Here is a 17,972-nt window from a genome sequence, read left to right as displayed (position 1 = left end):
TTGCCTGGCGGCTTTAGCGCGGTGGTCCCACCTGACCCCATGCCGAACTCAGAAGTGAAACGCCGTAGCGCCGATGGTAGTGTGGGGTCTCCCCATGCGAGAGTAGGGAACTGCCAGGCATCAAACACTGAAGCCCTGAACGAAAGTTCAGGGCTTTTTTGTATGCAAAATTCCGGAAAGCCGCCCTAAAAAGACGGTTTGCCCAGCCAATTTCTGCCTCGCGGCAGTAAAAAAAGCCGCTATTCCTGCGAACAGCGGCTGCTTTCTAACCAATTAATTTCTAATGAATAACCTGGGACAGGAATGCGCGAGTACGTTCTGATTTCGGATTAGCGAAGAATTCCAGTGGTGGTGCTTCTTCAACGATTTCACCACGATCCATAAAGATCACACGATCTGCCACCGTGCGCGCAAAGCCCATCTCATGCGTGACGCACAACATCGTCATACCATCTTCTGCCAGGCCAATCATCGTATCGAGTACCTCTTTCACCATTTCTGGATCGAGTGCTGAGGTGGGTTCATCGAACAGCATGATTTTCGGTTTCATACACAGCGAACGTGCGATCGCTACACGCTGTTGCTGCCCACCTGAGAGCTGGCCTGGAAACTTATGTGCATGCTCCGCGATGCGCACGCGTTGCAGGTAATGCATCGCTAACTCTTCCGCTTCCTTCTTCGGCATCTTACGCACCCAAATAGGCGCCAGGGTACAGTTTTGCAGCACAGTCAGGTGCGGGAACAAATTGAAGTGCTGAAACACCATTCCCACTTCAGTTCGAACACGCTCGATATTGCGAATATCTTCATTTAAATGGATACCGTCGACCACGATCCGGCCTTGCTGATGCTCTTCCAGATGATTGATGCAGCGAATGGTGGTCGATTTTCCCGAACCCGAAGGCCCGCAAAGTACAATACGTTCGCGTGGTTTTACCTGCAGATTGATATCTTTTAGCACATGAAACTGACCGTACCATTTATTCACGTTCTCTAGCGAAATCATCATCGCGTCAGCCGCATTATTCATAATTTTTGTCATGTTAAACCTCAGTGCGCATTACGCCCGGTGTGAAAACGCTTCTCCAGATACTGGCTATAGCGCGACATGCTGAAACAGAAAATCCAGTAGACCATGGCAGCAAACACGTAACCTTCGGTCGACATGCCCAACCAGGTGGGGTCAACGGTGGCTTGCTGCACACTACTGAAGAGGTCAAATAAGCCGATGATGATCACCAGGCTGGTATCTTTGAACAGTGCAATGATGGTGTTTACCAGCCCTGGGATGGTCAACTTAAGTGCTTGTGGCAAAATCACCAGCACCTGCGTTTTCCAGTAGCCCAGAGCTAAAGATTCCGCCGCTTCAGTCTGGCCTTTTGGCAATGCCTGTAAGCCGCCACGAACCACTTCCGCGACATAAGCTGACTGGAACAAAATGACGCCAACCAAAGCACGTACCAATTTGTCGATGGTCGTGCCTTCCGCCATAAACAGCGGCAGCATCACTGAAGACATAAACAGAACGGTAATCAGTGGTACACCGCGCCAGAACTCAATAAAAATTACCGACAAGGTTCTCACTACGGGCATTTTGGAGCGTCGTGCTAGCGCCAACAGAATGCCAAGCGGCAAGGCACCGGCGATACCCACAGAGGCAATAATCAGCGTGAGCGTCAGGCCACCCCACTGGCGGGTTTCCACACGATCGAGCCCCAGATAGCCGCCATACATCAGCAGCCAGACAACGATCGGGTAGATCACTGCCCAGCAGGCGATGTAACGGCCACGGCGTGGCATGGATTTAATGAACATGGGAATGATCGACAGTAAGCCAACCACCAATGCCAGATTAATGCGCCAGCGCAGTTCGTGTGGATAAAGCCCATACATAAACTGGCCAAAACGTGCATGGATAAATACCCAGCATGCGCCTGCTTTGGTGCAGTCTGCGCGGGTTTCGCCAATCCAGTTTGCCTGGAAGATCAGCCAATCCAGTGCCGGTGGAATCACACTCCAGATAATCCAAAAACTGAACAGTGTGAGCAAGGTATTCAGCCAGCTGGAGAACAGATTTTTCCGTGCCCAAAGCCAAGCTTTTCCAAACGGATTGCTGGGGACGGGCGGTGTTTCATGTGTGGTAACAGACATAATGGTCCCGTTCTCTTAACGCTCAACCAGCGCGATTTTGCGGTTATAAAGGTTCATCAGCAGCGAAATAATCAGACTGATAATCAGATAGACCGCCATGGTAATCGCAATGGTTTCAATCGCTTGTCCAGTTTGGTTCAGTACGGTTCCGGCAAAAAGCGATACCATATCGGGATAACCAATCGCGGCCGCAAGCGAAGAGTTCTTCACAATATTGAGATACTGACTGGTCAGCGGCGGGATGATCACGCGCATTGCCTGCGGAATGATGACCTGACGCATCGTGACAGGATTTGGCAGACCTAATGAGCGGGCAGCTTCATTCTGACCGTGCGGCACCGACTGAATGCCGGAACGTATGACTTCCGCGATAAACGATGAGGTATAGACAGACAGCGCTACCGTTAAGGCCGCCAGCTCAGGGATCATGACAAAGCCGCCACGGAAGTTGAATCCGCGTAGCTCAGGCACATCCCAATGCGTTGCTGCACCAAAAATCGTGTGTGCGATCAGCGGCAGCAGCACAATCAACCCGGCCGCGGCAGGCCACGTACTGCGCAGCTGTCCGGTTTTCAGTTGGTGCTTACGGTTAAAACGAAACAGTGCCCAACTCGCAAGCACAGCTAACACAAGTGCAATCAGGAAAGGCCAGGTGCCAGGCGCATACTCCGGCCACGGAATATACAAACCGCGGTTACTGACAAACGCCAGATCAAACGCATTAAGCGCCTGACGTGGTCCTGGCAGGTTGCGCAATACCGCAAAGTACCAGAAGAAGATCTGCAGCAGCGGAGGGATATTACGAAACGTCTCAATATAAATGGTGGAGAGTTTACGCAGCAGCCAGTTATCAGAAAGACGCGCAAGGCCGATGGCGAAGCCAAGAATAGAGGCAAACACGATGCAAAGTGCGGAAACCAATAAAGTGTTGGTTAACCCCACCATAAACACACGTGCGTAGGTATCGCCTTCGGTGTAATCGATCAGATGCTGAACGATACCGAAGCCGGCATTGCGTTCAAGAAATCCGAAGCCGGATGTTATGCCGCGATTGGCCAGGTTGATCACTGTGTTGTGGATCAGATACCCCACCACAGCGAACACGGCCACAATCGCGACGATCTGGTAAAGCCAGGCGCGAACCGTAGGATTACCAAAAGAAAAATCCCTCTTTACGGTTGGGCGTTGTGACATGTTGAAACCTCACTGAATAAAACGCGTGGGCACCACAGGGTGCGGTGCCCGACTGGCAAACCAGAATTAGCGTACTGGTGGAGCGTACTGAATACCGCCCTGGTTCCAGAGTGCGTTCTGACCGCGCGCGATTTTCAATGCACTGTCTTTACCAACGTTACGATCAAACACTTCCTGATAGTTACCGACCTGCTTGATGATGTTGTAAGCCCACTTGTTATCCAGCTTCAGATCTTTACCGAAGTCGCCTTCTGCACCCAGCAGGTGAGCCATATCAGGCGTCGTCGGTTTTGCTGCCATCTGGTCAACGTTCTTCGAACTGATGCCCATTTCTTCCGCGTTCAGCATCGCAAAGAGCGACCACTTAACAATGGTGAACCAATCGTCATCACCACGGCGAACAACGGGACCCAGAGGCTCTTTAGAGATCACTTCTGGCAGCACGATGAAGTCATCTGGCTTGCCCAGTTTGACACGCAGTGCATACAGCTGAGATTGGTCAGAAGAGAGGGTATCGCAGCGACCGCTGTCGAGCGCTTTAGCAGATTCATCAGAACGGTCAAAGGTCACTGGCGTGTATTGCATCTTATTGGCTTTGAAATAGTCAGCCACGTTCAGCTCAGTGTCGGTACCGGCCTGAATACAAACGGTGGCACCGTCCAACTCTTTCGCACTTTTCAGTCCGGCTTTCTTGTGGGTCAGGAAGCCGATACCGTCATAATAGTTCACGCCTGCAAACAGGAAGCCCATTCCGCCATCACGTGAGGAGGTCCAGGTGGTGTTGCGTGAGAGAATATCTACTTCGCCCGACTGCAGTGCTGTGAAACGCTCTTTGGCTGTCAGTGGGGTGTACTTCACCTTGCTGGCGTCCCCGAACACCGCGGCGGCGGCTGCACGACAAACATCAACGTCAATACCGGTGAATTTGCCGCTGGCATCAGCGTAGGAGAAACCAGGTAAGCCATCACTGATACCGCATTGTACGAAACCTTTCTTTTTAATGGCATCCAGCGTGGCGCCCGCGTGCGCTTGTTGAGCTACGGCTAACAGTGAGGCTGCAGCGACCAGGGTGGAAAGCATCATCTTTTTCATAAAGCATCCTGTGTGACGTGATCGTGTGTTGTTATGTTTACGCGCACTTTTATGTGCACTTTTTTCTGTCTGTGGCGGTGTGCCATCCACAACTCTGCAAAGGTAATGCCAGGTTTGCAGAATCCTGAATTCACGGGAAAGATCTTTTAATAATCGGAAGGAACCTGAAATCAGTCGCTACTATCGCGCACCAAAAGGCAGCATGACGAGACGCCACGATCACAAATAGTGCAAAAAGTTTCACTATATGGAAGTAGTGTGAGCTACCACTTAGGACAAAATGTACAGGTTTGAAGACTTGCGACTGAAACAGTGCAAGATCACAGAGAGCAGGGCACAGCGGGCGTTATGGCGCACAGCATCAAGCCATTTTGGGACAATAAGAGGGATTTGAAAGAAGCTAAAGATCACGGATGCAATTGCAACTATCGTTACCATATCCGCGACAATTGTTTCATACGTTGTTAACGTAGCGAAACTATTGGCAAGCGACAAACAAAAACGCCAACCCGAAGGTTGGCGTTAGCGCAGCAATGAACAATTAGTTCATGCCGTATTTTCCGACCTCATGTTCTGATAGGTTCGGCGTAGTTCCATGGTGCTATAACAAGCAATTGATATTAATGGTTTTAAGGGATTAATCGTTCAGGTGAGTTCATAAATGTTCGCGGAGAAACAGACAGGTGTGCAGTCTATAGTGTAGTCTATTTCGCAAATGAACTAATGTTGTGGGCTTAGAATGGCTGGTGGAACAAACAAGCTTTCAGACACGTCACTAAGGAAGATGATCGGCAGAGAGAGCCCGTCAGATAACTTTTATGCAGATGGTGAAGGCCTGACAGTAAAGGTATCAAAATCAGGTCTGATGACCTGGTTTTTCACGTATCGCATAGGTGGCCGCGAGACAACACCGCAGCGTCTGAAGTTGGGCAATTACCCTTCATTATCCTTGAAAGCAGCCAGGGAGATGCGCGAGCAGTGCCGCAGATGGCTCGCTGAAGGTCAGAACCCTAAGCACCAGTTAGGCATCAGTAAGCAGGAATCACTCAAGCCGGTCACAGTCAAAGAGGCGCTTGAATACTGGATAGCGGAATACGCAGCTCACAGGCGATCCAACGTTGCTAAACATAAAGAGCAACTCAGGCGACATATCTACCCATATATTGGGGAGTACCCGCTCTCCATGTGTGAAACCCGGCACTGGCTGGAATGCTTCAGCCGCGTTCGTGCTAACGCTCCAGTAGCAGCCGGTTACCTTCTGCAGATGTGCAAACAAGCTTTGAAGTTCTGCAGGGTGCACCGCTATGCAGAAAGCAACGCTCTTAACGATCTGACGATTGATGATGTTGGCCGTAAACAAGACAAGCGCGACAGAGAGCACAGCGCGCAGGAGCTGGCTGATGTATGGCGTGAGACATTTGGCCTTAAATTCCAGCCGTATTACTCCGCACTGTTGCGCCTGCTGATCGTGTTTGGATGCAGGACGCAGGAATTAAGGCTATCCACCATCGGTGAATGGGATTTGAAAGATTGGGTCTGGACGGTGCCACGTGAGCACAGTAAAGGCGGCGAGCGTATTGTCAGGCCAATCCCGGTAGATATTCGGGATTTCGTGGCGCAGTTGCTTCAAGAAAACAAGCCATCCGGGCTGTTGCTCGGTGAAATGAAAAAGCCTGAAGCCGTCAGTCAGTGGGGCAGGATGCTTTATAAAAGGCTCGGGCATGAGAATGCCTGGACGCTTCATGATATTCGCCGTACGTTTGCCACCACGTTAAACAATATGGGCATCGCGCCGCACGTTGTGGAGCAGTTGTTGGGGCATACGCTGGGCGGCGTCATGGCGGTATACAACCGCAGTCAGTACCTACCTGAGAAACTAGACGCACTGAATAAATGGATGGATAGGCTAATATTAATTTCAGCAAGTCACGATAATATTGTTTTAATGAAGGTAATTAAATGAACCTGCCTGCCAGAAAATACTATCCAATTACTGAAGCAGCAAAAAGAATGCAATGCCAAGAAAGTGACGTATTGCACTTAATTGCAATAGGTGAACTAGATGCCTATGTTTTTATGAACAATTTCAAGTTGGATGACGGCAAGCTTATGCACCTTAACATGACTGAAGAACTTGTGAGGCGTATAGATTGTTTTTCCTCGATTACTGGAGAACAATGGTCCGTTTATGATATTAAAAAAATTAACAATTACGATGCAATAATATCATCTGGTTACTATGCTGGAACTATAGATGGGTTATTCTATGTAGATGGTTTGTATCTTTCCCCATTAGAATTTGGTGATGACGAAATATTTGTTCAGCAATTATCATCAGAAAGAGATTTAGGGGGCGGTGACTATCCTTTGGATATTAATTTTCTGCGTGGTGAAGTTACTATAGAAAAGCGGAAAATATGTATATTAGAAAAAGATATTTCTTCAATGTCTCGCAGGGAGGCGACTGAGTCAAATAAAACCATTGCTAAAAAGGCTGAAATTATACCTCAGTTAATTAAGTTAATACCTGAGTTTAATGATGTTGATGTTGATGAAACGCCAGCTGAAAAGGTTGTGGCTCTTGTTGAAAGCATTGCGGCTTCGCGAGGGGTTGAAATGCCCCAGATGCATATCCAAACGTGGAGGAGATACTTGGGAAGAAAGTGATATCACCTTCTGTGTATGTGATATCACCTTACTCAAAAGCAAAACGTCATTAAATCCACCTGAACACATTTGAACAGGTGGATTTAAATATGAACAAAGCTCAAATTAATCAGTTTAATGACCGCATAGTTCGTGAAGATGAGTGCAAACATCTGACAGGATTATCCAGAACAACGCGCTTCATGCTCGAAAAAGAAGGGAAATTTCCTTCTCGCCGCAAGATTGGTGGCAACCGCGTTGGCTGGCTACTTTCAGAAATCAGCGAGTGGCAGCAGAACAGCCCGAAAGTTTCTTCTTCTAACGCGGCGTGAGGTGACCATGAATTTAACCATTCAGGGCACCGGCCCTTTAAAAATGACCAGTCGTGAGATTGCCAACCTCATTGGCAAGCGCCACCCGGATGTTAAACGCGACATTGAGGTCATGCTTTCTCAGCTTCAGGAAGATACGAGCAAATTTGCTCACATCTATTTTGACAGCATGAACCGCCAACAGAATGAATATCACCTGGACCGTGAACACACGGAATGCTTGATCACTGGTTATAGCGCATCGCTCCGCATGAAAGTGATTAAGCGCATACGTGAGTTAGAGAGCGCAGGACAGTCATTGCCATCTTTGCCAGAGGCGCTGCGCTTAGCTGCTGACCTGGCTGAGCAGACCATACACCAACAAGCCCAGATTGAAGCCGCATCGCCCAAGGTAGAGTTCGCCGATCGCATTGCTGAAATCACCAAAGGCATATCAATTCCCAACTTCGCCAAAACGGTTGGCCTTGGTCCGCTGAAGCTATTCGAATGGATGCGGGATAACGGCATTCTCATCGCTGGTGGACAGCGACACAACCTGCCTCTACAGAGATACATCGACCGGGGTTACTTTGCCGTTCGCCATAGCCACTACGAAGCCAACGGAGAGCGACGGGCGTCATTCTCCACTTCATTAAGCGGCAAGGGTGAAATTTGGTTGGTTCAGAAGCTGGTAGAGGCTGGGATGCTGAAGGGAGGTGATGCAAATGCTGAATAAAACAAAAGCGGCTTTGCAGAGCCGCTCATGTCAACTTACCACTTCGAATTCGAGATTCCAGGATATCACAGTGATCGGACTGGTCAATCCTTCTGGGTATGCCGCAATGCAGTACACCCCTCGGACCGCCGCGTCTTTGGCGCAGTTAAGTTTCAACCGGCTCAATTTTGAGCCCGCTGTTTTTATTAATATTTTTTTCTCAGTGCCTTGCTGGCTGAATTTTGAGCCCACTGATTTTATTCAGCTTTTTGGCTCAAAATCTCGCCAGCTCAATTTTGAGTCCGCTGATTTTTATCAGCTTTTTGTTTCATCACGAGCTGATTTTCTCTGTCGTCTTTTGATTTCTGTTTTGGCAGCGGCAATCAAAAAACCAGCGATGCTTTCGTCTGATTCTTTCACTTTTTCAATCAATTCCAAATCTTCTAGGGGGAGCCTAACTGACACTTGCAGTGATTTATTATTCCTTCTACCCGTTGCCATTACTGAATCTCCGTGTTCTTGGTGGTGTTCAGTATGCCTGAGAAAATTCTCAAATCAAACATTGACGTGGTGTTCACCTGTTAATATATTGGTGGTGTTCACCTCATTTGAGTTAGTGACCAGAAACGACGAAGCCCGGCAGTGCGCTAACACTAACCGGGCCTCTTACCACAACGTAATCGAGGCTTACATTATGGCTGAACATCAGCATACCCAAACTCACCCTGAATTTACATACAATACTAAATTCTTCACTTGGCGATTCATGGCACTCAGCGCCACAGATAGCCACGTAATCCACATCACCGCCACCACAGAACGCGAAGCCCGAGAGCAATCACCGCAAGGTTGCGTAATGGTATTCGCTGGCCGTCTGCCTGCGGAGGTTCGCCATGCATAAACAAGAGATGAAACAGTACGCATACACTGCAGCGCAACTTAATTCACTTCTGGTGGTGCTGGTTGGTAGCGGTGATGGGGTGTCCAGCGTTGACCGTGAAAACTTAATTGAACTGGCAGAAAAGCTGTCAGGTCAGGTTGCCGCCTTTATGCTTGCCGAAAGCCACTTGCCGTAGGTGGAACATGCCTAAAGCAAACATCACATCTGTCGGTTCATCTCGTTTCAACACCGGAATGCAGGGTCTGCATCAAGCCTGTGCGTTACTGATTGCTCTTGAGCATGGCAGCACTGAGATGGAAGGAGACGACGTTACCGCCGCTATTGCTGGAATCAATAACATCGTTCGCGGCGTCAGCCAGGACATGGATCAGGCGATGCTGGAGGGTGCAAACAATGGCTGATATCTATCACGCACTGATTAAACACACCCTTGCGGAAGTTCCGACAGAATCACTTCAGGAATACGGCGACAACTGCCATAGCGCAGTTATGGCTATTAACTCGGCCCTTTCGCTGATTGGCAATTTAACGTTTGAAGCGAGCCAAAGCGAAGATTACCCGGACACCGATGCCAAGCGAGATTTGTTCCTGGTTGGTTCTGTACTGAGAAATTTACCGCGCATTGCCCAGGCGCTGGAACATAACAGCGGGCTTGTTGAGCATGAGATGAGAGTGCGCAATGCTCAGGCGGGGGCAAATCATGACTGATGTTGCTATCAACCTTGAGGAAATGTCGGACGCGCTATTTTCATGTGTCTATCGCTGGATGAATGGTCACTCACCAGACAGAAAGGAAACCAGTGCAGCTGCAGCGAGGCACAAAGATAAAACTGCACCTTACGGTGCGCTAGCCAGAAAGATGATGGCGATCACTCCAGGTGATGGCGTTACGTATGAATGGCTTTGTGAAAATGGATTCATACTGACCGACAAAGATAAGCAGCGTAAGAATCGCGTTGCGCTTGTCAGCAGTTTTATAGGGGATGGGGCGACTAAAGCTCTGCTGCGTGATTCTGACCGTATCAACCGCCTTTTCCCCATGACAAAAGCAGAAATTCAGTCACTCAGTAAGGAGAAACTTCAGGACGATCTCAAGCCTCGCATTGTTAGCCGAAAGGATGGTGTGTATTGGGTTGTGCCTAAAGTTGATAAAGAAAGTGGTGAAATCATCAACAATGAGACGTGGCTTTGCTCTCCTCTGGAGGTGGTTGGTTCAGGAAGTGATGGAGCAGAGCGTTATCTGGTGCTGCGCTGGCGTTCGCCGCGAGGCAATGAGCAGATTACCCGACCCATTCCAAGCGCTGATATTGGTGAGCGAGACGGCTGGCGCGCATTAAAGGCTGGCGGGGTTAACGTCACGACTAAGAGTTCATTCAGGGCTATCCTGGCTGACTGGCTACAGCAGAGCGGCGGCGGTAAAGAATGGATAATCAGCCAAACCACCGGATGGCATCACGGCGCTTACATCATGCCGGACGGTGAAGTGATCGGAGAACCTGAGACGCCAATCCTGTTTAATGGTCGCAGTGCTGCCGCATCTGGCTATGCAGTATCGGGAACGCCTGACAGCTGGAAGAAATCAGTATCACGTCTGGCATGCGGTAACCCGTCAATGATGCTGGGGGTTGCTGCCGCGCTCTCTGCGCCGCTAATTGGACTGGTGGGCGCTGATGGGTTCGGGGTTCACCTGTTCGAACAGTCGAGTGCCGGTAAGACAACCACGGCCAATATCGGCAGCAGCTTATGGGGGGAGCCTGATGCATTGCGTCTTACGTGGTACGGCACTGCATTGGGGATCGCCAACGAAGCTGAAGCGCACAATGACAGCCTGTTACCGCTTGATGAGATTGGACAGGGCAGCAGCGCTAAAGATGTGGCCACATCGGCATACACGCTTTTTAACGGCGCGGGAAAACTGCAGGGTGCTAAAGAGGGAGGCAACCGGGAGCTAAAACGCTGGCGCACAGTGGCGATCAGTACTGGTGAAATGGATATCGAGACGTTCCTCTCTGCAGGTGGGATAAGGGTTAAGGCAGGGCAGCTGGTTCGCCTTTTGAATATCCCAATGGAGAAGGCTTCAGTATTCCACGACTACCAGAACGGCAAGCAGCATGCCGATGCGCTGAAAGATGCTTATCAGGCCAATCACGGCGCAGCAGGTCGCGAGTGGGTTCGATATCTTGCTATCCACCAGCAGCAGGCTAAACAGGCCGTGCGAGATGCTCAGGAACGGTGGCGCGCTTTAATCCCGGCTGACTATGGTGAGCAGGTACACAGGGTGGGTGAGCGGTTCGCCATTCTGGAGGCTGCACTGGTAATGGGAGCGGACATAACCGGCTGGACCGAGCTACAAAGCCGTGACGCCATTCAGCACTGCTTTAATGCCTGGGTGAAAGAGTTTGGTACTGGCAACAAGGAGTACCAGCAGATCATCGAGCAGTGCGAGGCGTTTCTTAATGCTCATGGCCTGAGCCGATTTGCGCCATTGCCTTATAACCCATCAGAGATGCCTATTCGCGACCTGGCTGGCTACAGAGAGCGAGGGAAGCATGACGACTCGCCAATGGTGTTTTACACCTTCCCGGCTACGTTTGAGAAAGAGATGGCTCAGGGATTCAACGCTAAGCAGTTCGCTCGCGTTTTAGCTGAATCGGGAATGCTGACGCCGCCAGCTAGTGGCAGAGGCTATCAGCGTAAGTCACCGCGAATTGATGGCAGGCAGATTAATGTTTATGTCATGCAGTATCAGCAGGAGGCACAGGAAGAATAGTTACATGTGAGCATCTATTTTGTTGGTTCAGTTGGTTCACTGATATAGGTAAGTTATTAGTCATATGATTTTACTGATAATTTTATTTAAAAACTGAACCAACACTGAACCAACAAACAGCGATTTTGAACCAACAAACTGGCTATTTGAACCAACAGGATTTAAGCCGAGAAAAATTGCGGGTCGTACTGAACCAACATCAAAACACCATTTGTTGGTTCAAAACAGGCCTCTGTTGGTTCACTTTCTGAAAAATAATCCTTTTAAAACAATCATCTTTACAAATTGAACTAACTGAACCAACTGAACCAACAACGTTTTGTTTATATATACGAAAAAGTGAGGGCGTTATGAGTACTAACCTGACCAAGGACCAGATTTATTCTCAGGTGTTCATCAAAAAAATGGCAGAGCATCAGGATCACTTCGGCATGCCTGGCAGTAAGACTGATTTGCAGCTTATGCCACTGAGTGATTATCGTGACATGTCACAGCGTGATGCATTCTTCTATGTCGATCACAACGGTTTCCTTCGTCACCAGTTTTCCGGTGAGGTGATGGCATCGAATGCAGAACAGATTGATTGTCTGATTGAAGTGCTAAAAAAACTCAGTAATGAATGTTTATGAGCACTTAAAGACATAAAAAACTATCCTTTTTGTGTTTTCATGCTTTAAGTAGATTAATCTACTATTCAAATTAAGTATGTAAGGTGGTTATGCCATCAAAATCTAAGTAACTGTTACCAAATCGGTTATTATCATGTACATTCATTTGGCAATGATTTAAAATCACAACCCATCAAAACACTGTATGTTCATACAGTTTATCGTGAAGTGGTATGTGTACTTTGACTACAAAGGGGGCTTAAAATGGCTTATTCTGCAATCGCGGTTGCCAATGCCTTCATTGAGAGAGCAAAACAGTACGGTATCAGTGACCTGTCTCCAATGAAGTTGCAAAAATTGGTATACTTTGCACACGCTTGGCAGCTTGCACTAACTGGTAAACCTCTCTTCGATGAGCCGGTATGTGCTTGGCGCTACGGTCCAGTTGTACAATCTGTATACAACGCTTTTAAGGGCTATGGTTCTGGCAATATAATTACGCCAGCAGTGGCTTATGAGCACAGCCAAGGAGTGCCATTTCCTGTTATCCCCACTGTGAATGACAAGGAAGGGATTCAATTGATTGATGCCGTGATTAATACTTACGGTAATCAAAGCGCTATCTTTCTGTCTAACCTCACCCATCAGCCTGGCTCTGCGTGGGAAGTTACTAAAGACAAACATAATCATGGTCAAGTTAGCAGTTGGACTATTCCCAATAGCGTTATCGGGGAAACAACACGAAAGCAATTGGGGCTAAACGTTGGCTGAAAACTCCCATCTAAATAAACTAAATGAACAGCTTGAGCAAATAAAGTTACTTGCTCAAGCTGAGATTGAAAGCAAAATAAATGATGAGAATTTCACTAAAGAGAATGATTATACTTTAGAAGAAGAAACAACATTTAAAGAAAATGAAGACCCTTCAACATATCTCAAAAAGTACATCGAGTATGCCGAAGCATTGGACAATATAAAAACAAGAAGAAAAAACGGAAAAATTCTCAAGTGGAAGATTAAAAATCAAAAGCAAGATGTCAAAATGCGAAGGAGATATGCATCGAAAGCATATAAATTTGTATTTATGTGGTCTTGCTTTTTATTTTTGACGATCTTATTCGTTGGGTTTGGCGATCTACAGATCGAAGCCAATGACTTCAAATGGCATTCAAAATTCACTATTAGTGATCCTGTGCTTATCGCTTTGATTAGTGGTGTTACAGTCAACATTGTGGCTGTTTTCGTTATAGTTATCCGTAATCTTTTCCCAGTAACTAAAGTGGATTTAGAGGAAATGGAAAAGCTAGCGAAGAAAAGCGATGTAGGTACAGAAAAGAATAAAGACAAGAAAGGCAATGAACCTAGTAGTGATTAAAGTGTTTCTTTGTAAATTATTTGTTCAAGGTTGTTCACCCCTGTAAACCACTTATTGAAGGTGGTTTACACCTTCTCTTCAATGTATATCTTAATGAGTGGCACTCAGACGTGAGCCGCCACTGGCCGTTAAATCAAGCTGTAGCGAGTACAGCCTGAGAGATTCAGAAAAAGGTTTAACGGCCTCCCTTCCTTGTCGGTTTCACGTCTCAACCTACTTATGGCAACGAGAAACCACTCATGAAAAAACTGTTCGAACTGCGCCAGCAGAAGACCACCTTCAAGAACGAAATGCGCTCATTGATCTCCACTGCTGACGGAGAAAAACGCAGTCTGACCGATGAAGAAGGCAAAAAATTCGATGAGCTACGTGTTCAGGCTGATGCGCTTGAAATTGAAATTAGCCGCCTTGAAGCCGTTCAGGAAGAAGAACGTCATTTGCCTGGCACATCCACAACCGGCAAAAGTATCACTAACGACGAACTCCGAACTTATATCCTGACGGGTGACACCCGATCTCTTTCTACTCTGGTGTCGGAGTCTGGCGGCTATACCGTTATTCCTGAGCTGGATAAAGAGATCATGCGCCAGCTGCAGGATGACAGTGTGATGCGCTCAGTGGCTACAGTGCGCACTACCAAGAGCAATGAATACCTGAAGCTGGTATCTGTCGGTGGCGCAACGGTGAATCGCGGCACTGAAGGTGAAGAACGCACCGAAACCGCCACGCCTAAGCTGGAAGAAGTCAGCATTAAGCTGAACCCGGTCTATGCCTACCCTAAAACCACTCAAGAAATTCTCGACTTCTCAGAAGTGGATATTCTTGGCTGGCTCACCTCTGAAATCTCCGACACATTCAGCGCCACTGAAGAAGATGACTTCGTGAATGGCGATGGCGTGAAAAAAGCTAAAGGCTTCCTGAATTACCCACGTGCTGCGACTGGCGACAAAACCCGCCCGTTTGGCACGCTGGAAAAAGTGGAAACAGCAGCTGTGTCTGCTGATGGCTTGATCGATTTGCTCTACAAGCTGAAGTCTAAATACCGAAAAAATGCCGTCTGGCTGATGAACTCCAGTACTGCTGCAACCCTGCAGAAGCTGAAGAACGGCAACGGTGATTACATCTGGCGTGATCGTCTGGTCGCTGGTTCTCCTGACACACTGCTAGGCCGTCCGGTTCAGTACGTTGAAACAATGTCAGATGCTGAAGCTGGCGAAGCGTTCCTGGCTGTGGGTGACTTTAAGCGCGGTTACTTCATTGTCGATCACACCACTGGTGTGCGTACCCGCCCGGACAACATCACCGAACCCGGCTTCTACAAAGTTCACACTGACAAATATGTTGGTGGTGGCGTGGTGGACTCTAACGCGATCAAGGTGCTGGAACTGGCAGGCGCAGGCTCCTGATTCAGTAAATGAGGGGCTACGGCCCCTTTTCAGCCTTTGTGGAGCACATCAATGAAAACAAAAGAATTTGAAATCCGCACATCTGAAGTCACTGCCAACGATAAAAAGTTGGTGGGTTATGCCGTGCGCTGGAACAGTCTGTCAGAGGTCATTTGGGGTGAGTTTCAGGAGCAATTTTCACCTAACGCTTTCAGCGAAAGCCTCGCAACTGGCTCAGACGTGCGCGCCCTTTTCGAGCACAACCCGCTTAACCTTTTAGGCCGAACGACTTCACGCACGTTGCTGCTGGAAGAAGACAATATCGGGCTTCGTTTTGAATTAACGCCACCTGATACGCAGCTTGGCCGTGATGTTTTGACGCTGGTGGAGCGCGGTGATCTGTCAGGCATGAGCTTTGGTTTCAGAGCATTAAAAGATGGATGGGATACGCGCAAAGCTCCTTATCTGCGCACAGTGTCAGTCGCTGAATTGACCGAAATTACCGTCACCAGTATGCCTGCCTATTCTGAAAGCGCAGTTGAGGTAGCTCAGCGTTCTCTCTTTACTCAGCATCCCGAGTTGCGCCATGTGGCTGACAACCGCCGCCGCTGGGCTGAACTAGCGGGGCTCTGATATGTGGAACATCTGGCCTTTTGGCCGCAAAGCTGAACTCACCGAACAGCGCAGCATGACCATTGATGAGTTTATGGCGATGGCAGGGATTCCCAATACCGGCTCAGGAGAATATGTCTCTGCCGGAACAGCGGAATCTCTGCCGGCGGTCATGAATGCCATTTCAGTAATCAGTGAAGCCGTGGCAACCATGCCGTGCTTTCTCTATCAGGTTCGCCACGTAAACGGGCAGGAGGAAAGGGAGTGGCTGAGTAATCACGCCGTAGATTTCCTGCTTAACGAGCGCCCCAATGAAGTGCAGACCGCATACCAGTTTAAGCGCACGATGATGCGCCACTGCCTGCTGAACGGAAACGCCTATGCAGTAATTAAATGGGGGCGTGAGGGTCAGCCTGAATCACTCTACCCATATGCGCCGGGTTCGGTTGTTCCAGAGCGTATTGGTGATCGTAAATTCCGTTACACCATCACTGAGCCCTACAGCGGTGAGGTTAACGTTTATCTACAGGATGAAATTCTTCATCTTCGCTATGCATCTGATGACGGATTCCTAGGGCGTTCGCCAATCACTATTTGTCGTGAAGCACTGGGTCTGGGTCTGGCTCAGCAGCGCCATGGTTCCAGCGTCATGAAAAACGGGTTGATGGCCTCATCTGTCGTTAAAACTAACGAGTGGTTTGATGATGTTAAAGGGAAGAAAGCACTCGACGCATTGGATCGCTACAAAGGCGCTAAAAACGCGGGTAAAACACCCATTCTTGAAGGCGGGATGGAGTATGAACAATTAGGTATGAGCAATCAGGATGCAGAGTGGCTTGATTCTCGCCGGTTCTCCATAGAAGACATTGCCCGCATGTTTAACGTCTCGCCCATCTTCCTGCAGGACTATAGCAACAGCACTTACAGCAACTTTAGCGAAGCAAGCCGCGCCTTTGCCACGATGACCATGCGCCCATGGCTCACCAACTTTGAACAGCAGATTAAAGCGGCGCTAGTTGCCTCATCTTCAGTTCCCGGCGTTCGTTATCAGATTGAATTTGATACAGCTGACCTGCTACGAGGCACACCAAAAGAGCGCTACGAGAACTATCAGACTGGCATTAAAAACGGATTCCTGAGCCCTAACAATGCCCGGTTGCTGGAAGGTATGCCACCGCGTGAGGGTGGTGATGAATTTAGCCAGGCATGGAAACAGGAAGTGAAGGTCAGCAGCGGCAAAGGAGAGGCAGCAGATGAATGACTTGATCACGCTGGAAGAGGTGAAGTTGCACTGCCGCATTGATGACGATTATGAGGACTCACTGCTTGAGGCCTACATTGCCGCCGCTCTTGAGGTCTGTCAGAAGCACATCGGCAAACGCTTTGACAGCGAGCCGCCTGAGCAGGCGTTCAACGCGGCGCTTAAGGTGGGCTGCATGATGTATGTCTCACAGTTGTATGAGTACCGCGCCACCATCAGCGATGTTGAAGCCAAAGAGGTACCGTTCGCTATCTCATCGCTCTGGTCAGCTTATCGTGATCCGGGTATGTACTGATGCCGTGGCAACCATTACGCCGTTGCACAGAGCCTGGCTGCAATAAGCGCGTGAAGTCTGGCAAGTGCGAAGAGCACAAGCGAGTAGCGCAGCGAATGCAGGATGAGCGAAGAGGTGGACGCCGGGAGCGAGGTTATTCAGCAGCGTGGGAGAAGTACCGCCTGCAATTCCTTAAAGCCAATCCTCTGTGTGTCGAATGCCTCAAACAGGGCCTGTATGTGCCTGCAAAAGTTGTGGATCACATCATTCCGATTAATGGAGGCGATGACATCCTGTTTTGGCCTGACTGGAATCATCAGGGGCTGTGCCAGACACACCATAACCAGAAGACAGTACAGCAGGACCCCACGACCAAAGCTAACCGTAAGGCTGGTATGTATCGCGAGCAAGAAGAGCGAGCAACTAACCGCAACGACTGGATGCATGAGGCTAACCATGAATGAGAAAGACGTGACCAACCTGTATCGCTCACTGATGAACAGCCGTGAAAGCTTCATGCAGACCCGCAGCAGAACGCGTGAGCGCCTCGCTGAGCCACGCATGACGCCACGCGATCTAGAGCTCAGGGAATGCATGCGCAACCGCTGAAGGCCAGCGCAGAGGGGGTGGGGGTATATTTCAGGACAAAACCCCAAGGCCAAGGCACCACCCGCCCC

At 48.9% G+C, this 17,972-nt stretch carries 22 protein-coding genes and 1 rRNA gene; 19 read left to right on the top strand and 4 right to left on the bottom strand.

Annotation, left to right across the window (positions count from 1 at the left end):
• The first annotated feature begins 3 nt into the window (after window positions 1-3).
• Window positions 4-119, top strand: a 5S ribosomal RNA gene (gene rrf / locus F3J38_RS18950).
• Window positions 120-280: 161 nt separating this feature from the next.
• On the opposite strand, the gene F3J38_RS18945 is transcribed toward rrf, so the two are convergent.
• The 4 genes from F3J38_RS18945 to F3J38_RS18930 all read right to left on the bottom strand — a co-directional run bounded on the left by F3J38_RS18945 (window position 281) and on the right by F3J38_RS18930 (window position 4,437).
• Window positions 281-1,042 carry an amino acid ABC transporter ATP-binding protein gene (locus F3J38_RS18945; RefSeq protein WP_167140925.1) on the bottom strand — a complete coding sequence of 254 codons (762 nt, stop codon included), beginning with the start codon at window positions 1,040-1,042 and terminating at the stop codon, window positions 281-283.
• Window positions 1,043-1,050: 8 nt separating this feature from the next.
• Window positions 1,051-2,151, bottom strand: a complete 1,101-nt coding sequence (locus F3J38_RS18940) for an amino acid ABC transporter permease (RefSeq protein WP_167140923.1) — start codon at window positions 2,149-2,151, stop codon at window positions 1,051-1,053.
• Window positions 2,152-2,166: 15 nt separating this feature from the next.
• Window positions 2,167-3,345, bottom strand: a complete 1,179-nt coding sequence (locus F3J38_RS18935) for an amino acid ABC transporter permease (RefSeq protein WP_167140921.1) — start codon at window positions 3,343-3,345, stop codon at window positions 2,167-2,169.
• 66 nt (window positions 3,346-3,411) lie between these two features.
• Complete coding sequence (locus F3J38_RS18930; protein WP_167140919.1) at window positions 3,412-4,437, bottom strand: amino acid ABC transporter substrate-binding protein; 1,026 nt, start codon at window positions 4,435-4,437, stop codon at window positions 3,412-3,414.
• A 739-nt stretch (window positions 4,438-5,176) separates the two neighbouring features.
• Between F3J38_RS18930 and F3J38_RS18925 the strand changes: the two genes are divergently transcribed.
• The 18 genes from F3J38_RS18925 to F3J38_RS18840 all read left to right on the top strand — a co-directional run bounded on the left by F3J38_RS18925 (window position 5,177) and on the right by F3J38_RS18840 (window position 17,904).
• On the top strand, window positions 5,177-6,400 hold the full coding sequence (locus F3J38_RS18925) for a tyrosine-type recombinase/integrase (protein ID WP_167140917.1): 1,224 nt from the start codon (window positions 5,177-5,179) through the stop codon (window positions 6,398-6,400).
• Window positions 6,397-7,104 carry a hypothetical protein gene (locus F3J38_RS18920; RefSeq protein WP_167140915.1) on the top strand — a complete coding sequence of 236 codons (708 nt, stop codon included), beginning with the start codon at window positions 6,397-6,399 and terminating at the stop codon, window positions 7,102-7,104. Before F3J38_RS18925 ends, F3J38_RS18920 begins: the two co-directional genes overlap by 4 nt.
• Before the next feature lie 89 nt (window positions 7,105-7,193).
• On the top strand, window positions 7,194-7,415 hold the full coding sequence (locus tag F3J38_RS18915) for a helix-turn-helix transcriptional regulator (RefSeq protein WP_167140912.1): 222 nt from the start codon (window positions 7,194-7,196) through the stop codon (window positions 7,413-7,415).
• Window positions 7,416-7,422: 7 nt separating this feature from the next.
• Window positions 7,423-8,130, top strand: coding sequence for a phage antirepressor KilAC domain-containing protein (locus tag F3J38_RS18910; RefSeq protein ID WP_167140911.1), 708 nt, complete (start codon window positions 7,423-7,425; stop codon window positions 8,128-8,130).
• Window positions 8,114-9,010 (top strand): host cell division inhibitor Icd-like protein, encoded by an 897-nt coding sequence (locus F3J38_RS28485; RefSeq protein ID WP_444505526.1) that lies wholly within the window; start codon window positions 8,114-8,116, stop codon window positions 9,008-9,010. The genes F3J38_RS18910 and F3J38_RS28485 overlap by 17 nt, the downstream gene beginning before the upstream one ends.
• Window positions 9,003-9,185, top strand: coding sequence for a hypothetical protein (locus F3J38_RS18900; protein WP_167140909.1), 183 nt, complete (start codon window positions 9,003-9,005; stop codon window positions 9,183-9,185). The genes F3J38_RS28485 and F3J38_RS18900 overlap by 8 nt, the downstream gene beginning before the upstream one ends.
• A 7-nt stretch (window positions 9,186-9,192) precedes the next feature.
• The gene (locus tag F3J38_RS18895; protein ID WP_167140907.1) at window positions 9,193-9,411 is read left to right on the top strand and encodes a hypothetical protein; all 219 of its coding nucleotides are present in this window, start codon (window positions 9,193-9,195) and stop codon (window positions 9,409-9,411) included.
• Window positions 9,404-9,718, top strand: coding sequence for a hypothetical protein (locus tag F3J38_RS18890; protein ID WP_167140905.1), 315 nt, complete (start codon window positions 9,404-9,406; stop codon window positions 9,716-9,718). Before F3J38_RS18895 ends, F3J38_RS18890 begins: the two co-directional genes overlap by 8 nt.
• Before the next feature lie 331 nt (window positions 9,719-10,049).
• Entirely contained in the window at window positions 10,050-11,780 is a 1,731-nt protein-coding gene (locus F3J38_RS18885; protein ID WP_167140948.1) for a DUF927 domain-containing protein, read from the top strand.
• A gap of 350 nt (window positions 11,781-12,130) precedes the next feature.
• Window positions 12,131-12,409, top strand: a complete 279-nt coding sequence (locus F3J38_RS18880; RefSeq protein ID WP_167140903.1) for a hypothetical protein — start codon at window positions 12,131-12,133, stop codon at window positions 12,407-12,409.
• A gap of 243 nt (window positions 12,410-12,652) precedes the next feature.
• The gene (locus tag F3J38_RS18875) at window positions 12,653-13,159 is read left to right on the top strand and encodes a Panacea domain-containing protein (RefSeq protein WP_167140901.1); all 507 of its coding nucleotides are present in this window, start codon (window positions 12,653-12,655) and stop codon (window positions 13,157-13,159) included.
• Window positions 13,152-13,763 (top strand): hypothetical protein, encoded by a 612-nt coding sequence (locus F3J38_RS18870; RefSeq protein ID WP_167140899.1) that lies wholly within the window; start codon window positions 13,152-13,154, stop codon window positions 13,761-13,763. The genes F3J38_RS18875 and F3J38_RS18870 overlap by 8 nt, the downstream gene beginning before the upstream one ends.
• A 239-nt stretch (window positions 13,764-14,002) precedes the next feature.
• Window positions 14,003-15,169, top strand: a complete 1,167-nt coding sequence (locus F3J38_RS18865; protein WP_167140897.1) for a phage major capsid protein — start codon at window positions 14,003-14,005, stop codon at window positions 15,167-15,169.
• A gap of 51 nt (window positions 15,170-15,220) precedes the next feature.
• Window positions 15,221-15,781: an HK97 family phage prohead protease gene (locus F3J38_RS18860; protein WP_167140895.1), complete on the top strand. Its 561-nt coding sequence runs from the start codon at window positions 15,221-15,223 to the stop codon at window positions 15,779-15,781.
• 1 nt (window position 15,782) lies between these two features.
• Window positions 15,783-17,021 carry a phage portal protein gene (locus F3J38_RS18855; RefSeq protein ID WP_167140893.1) on the top strand — a complete coding sequence of 413 codons (1,239 nt, stop codon included), beginning with the start codon at window positions 15,783-15,785 and terminating at the stop codon, window positions 17,019-17,021.
• Complete coding sequence (locus F3J38_RS18850; RefSeq protein WP_167140891.1) at window positions 17,014-17,316, top strand: head-tail connector protein; 303 nt, start codon at window positions 17,014-17,016, stop codon at window positions 17,314-17,316. The genes F3J38_RS18855 and F3J38_RS18850 overlap by 8 nt, the downstream gene beginning before the upstream one ends.
• A complete protein-coding gene (locus tag F3J38_RS18845; protein ID WP_167140888.1) occupies window positions 17,316-17,759 on the top strand; it encodes an HNH endonuclease signature motif containing protein in 444 nt (147 codons plus the stop codon). The genes F3J38_RS18850 and F3J38_RS18845 overlap by 1 nt, the downstream gene beginning before the upstream one ends.
• Window positions 17,752-17,904, top strand: coding sequence for a hypothetical protein (locus F3J38_RS18840; protein ID WP_167140886.1), 153 nt, complete (start codon window positions 17,752-17,754; stop codon window positions 17,902-17,904). Before F3J38_RS18845 ends, F3J38_RS18840 begins: the two co-directional genes overlap by 8 nt.
• Window positions 17,905-17,972 lie beyond the last annotated feature (68 nt).

The organism is Candidatus Pantoea formicae (assembly GCF_011752625.1).
Classification (GTDB): Bacteria; Pseudomonadota; Gammaproteobacteria; order Enterobacterales; family Enterobacteriaceae; genus Pantoea; species Pantoea formicae.
Note: the sequence above shows the minus strand (reverse complement) of the source record. Positions and strands in the feature narration are given on the sequence as shown.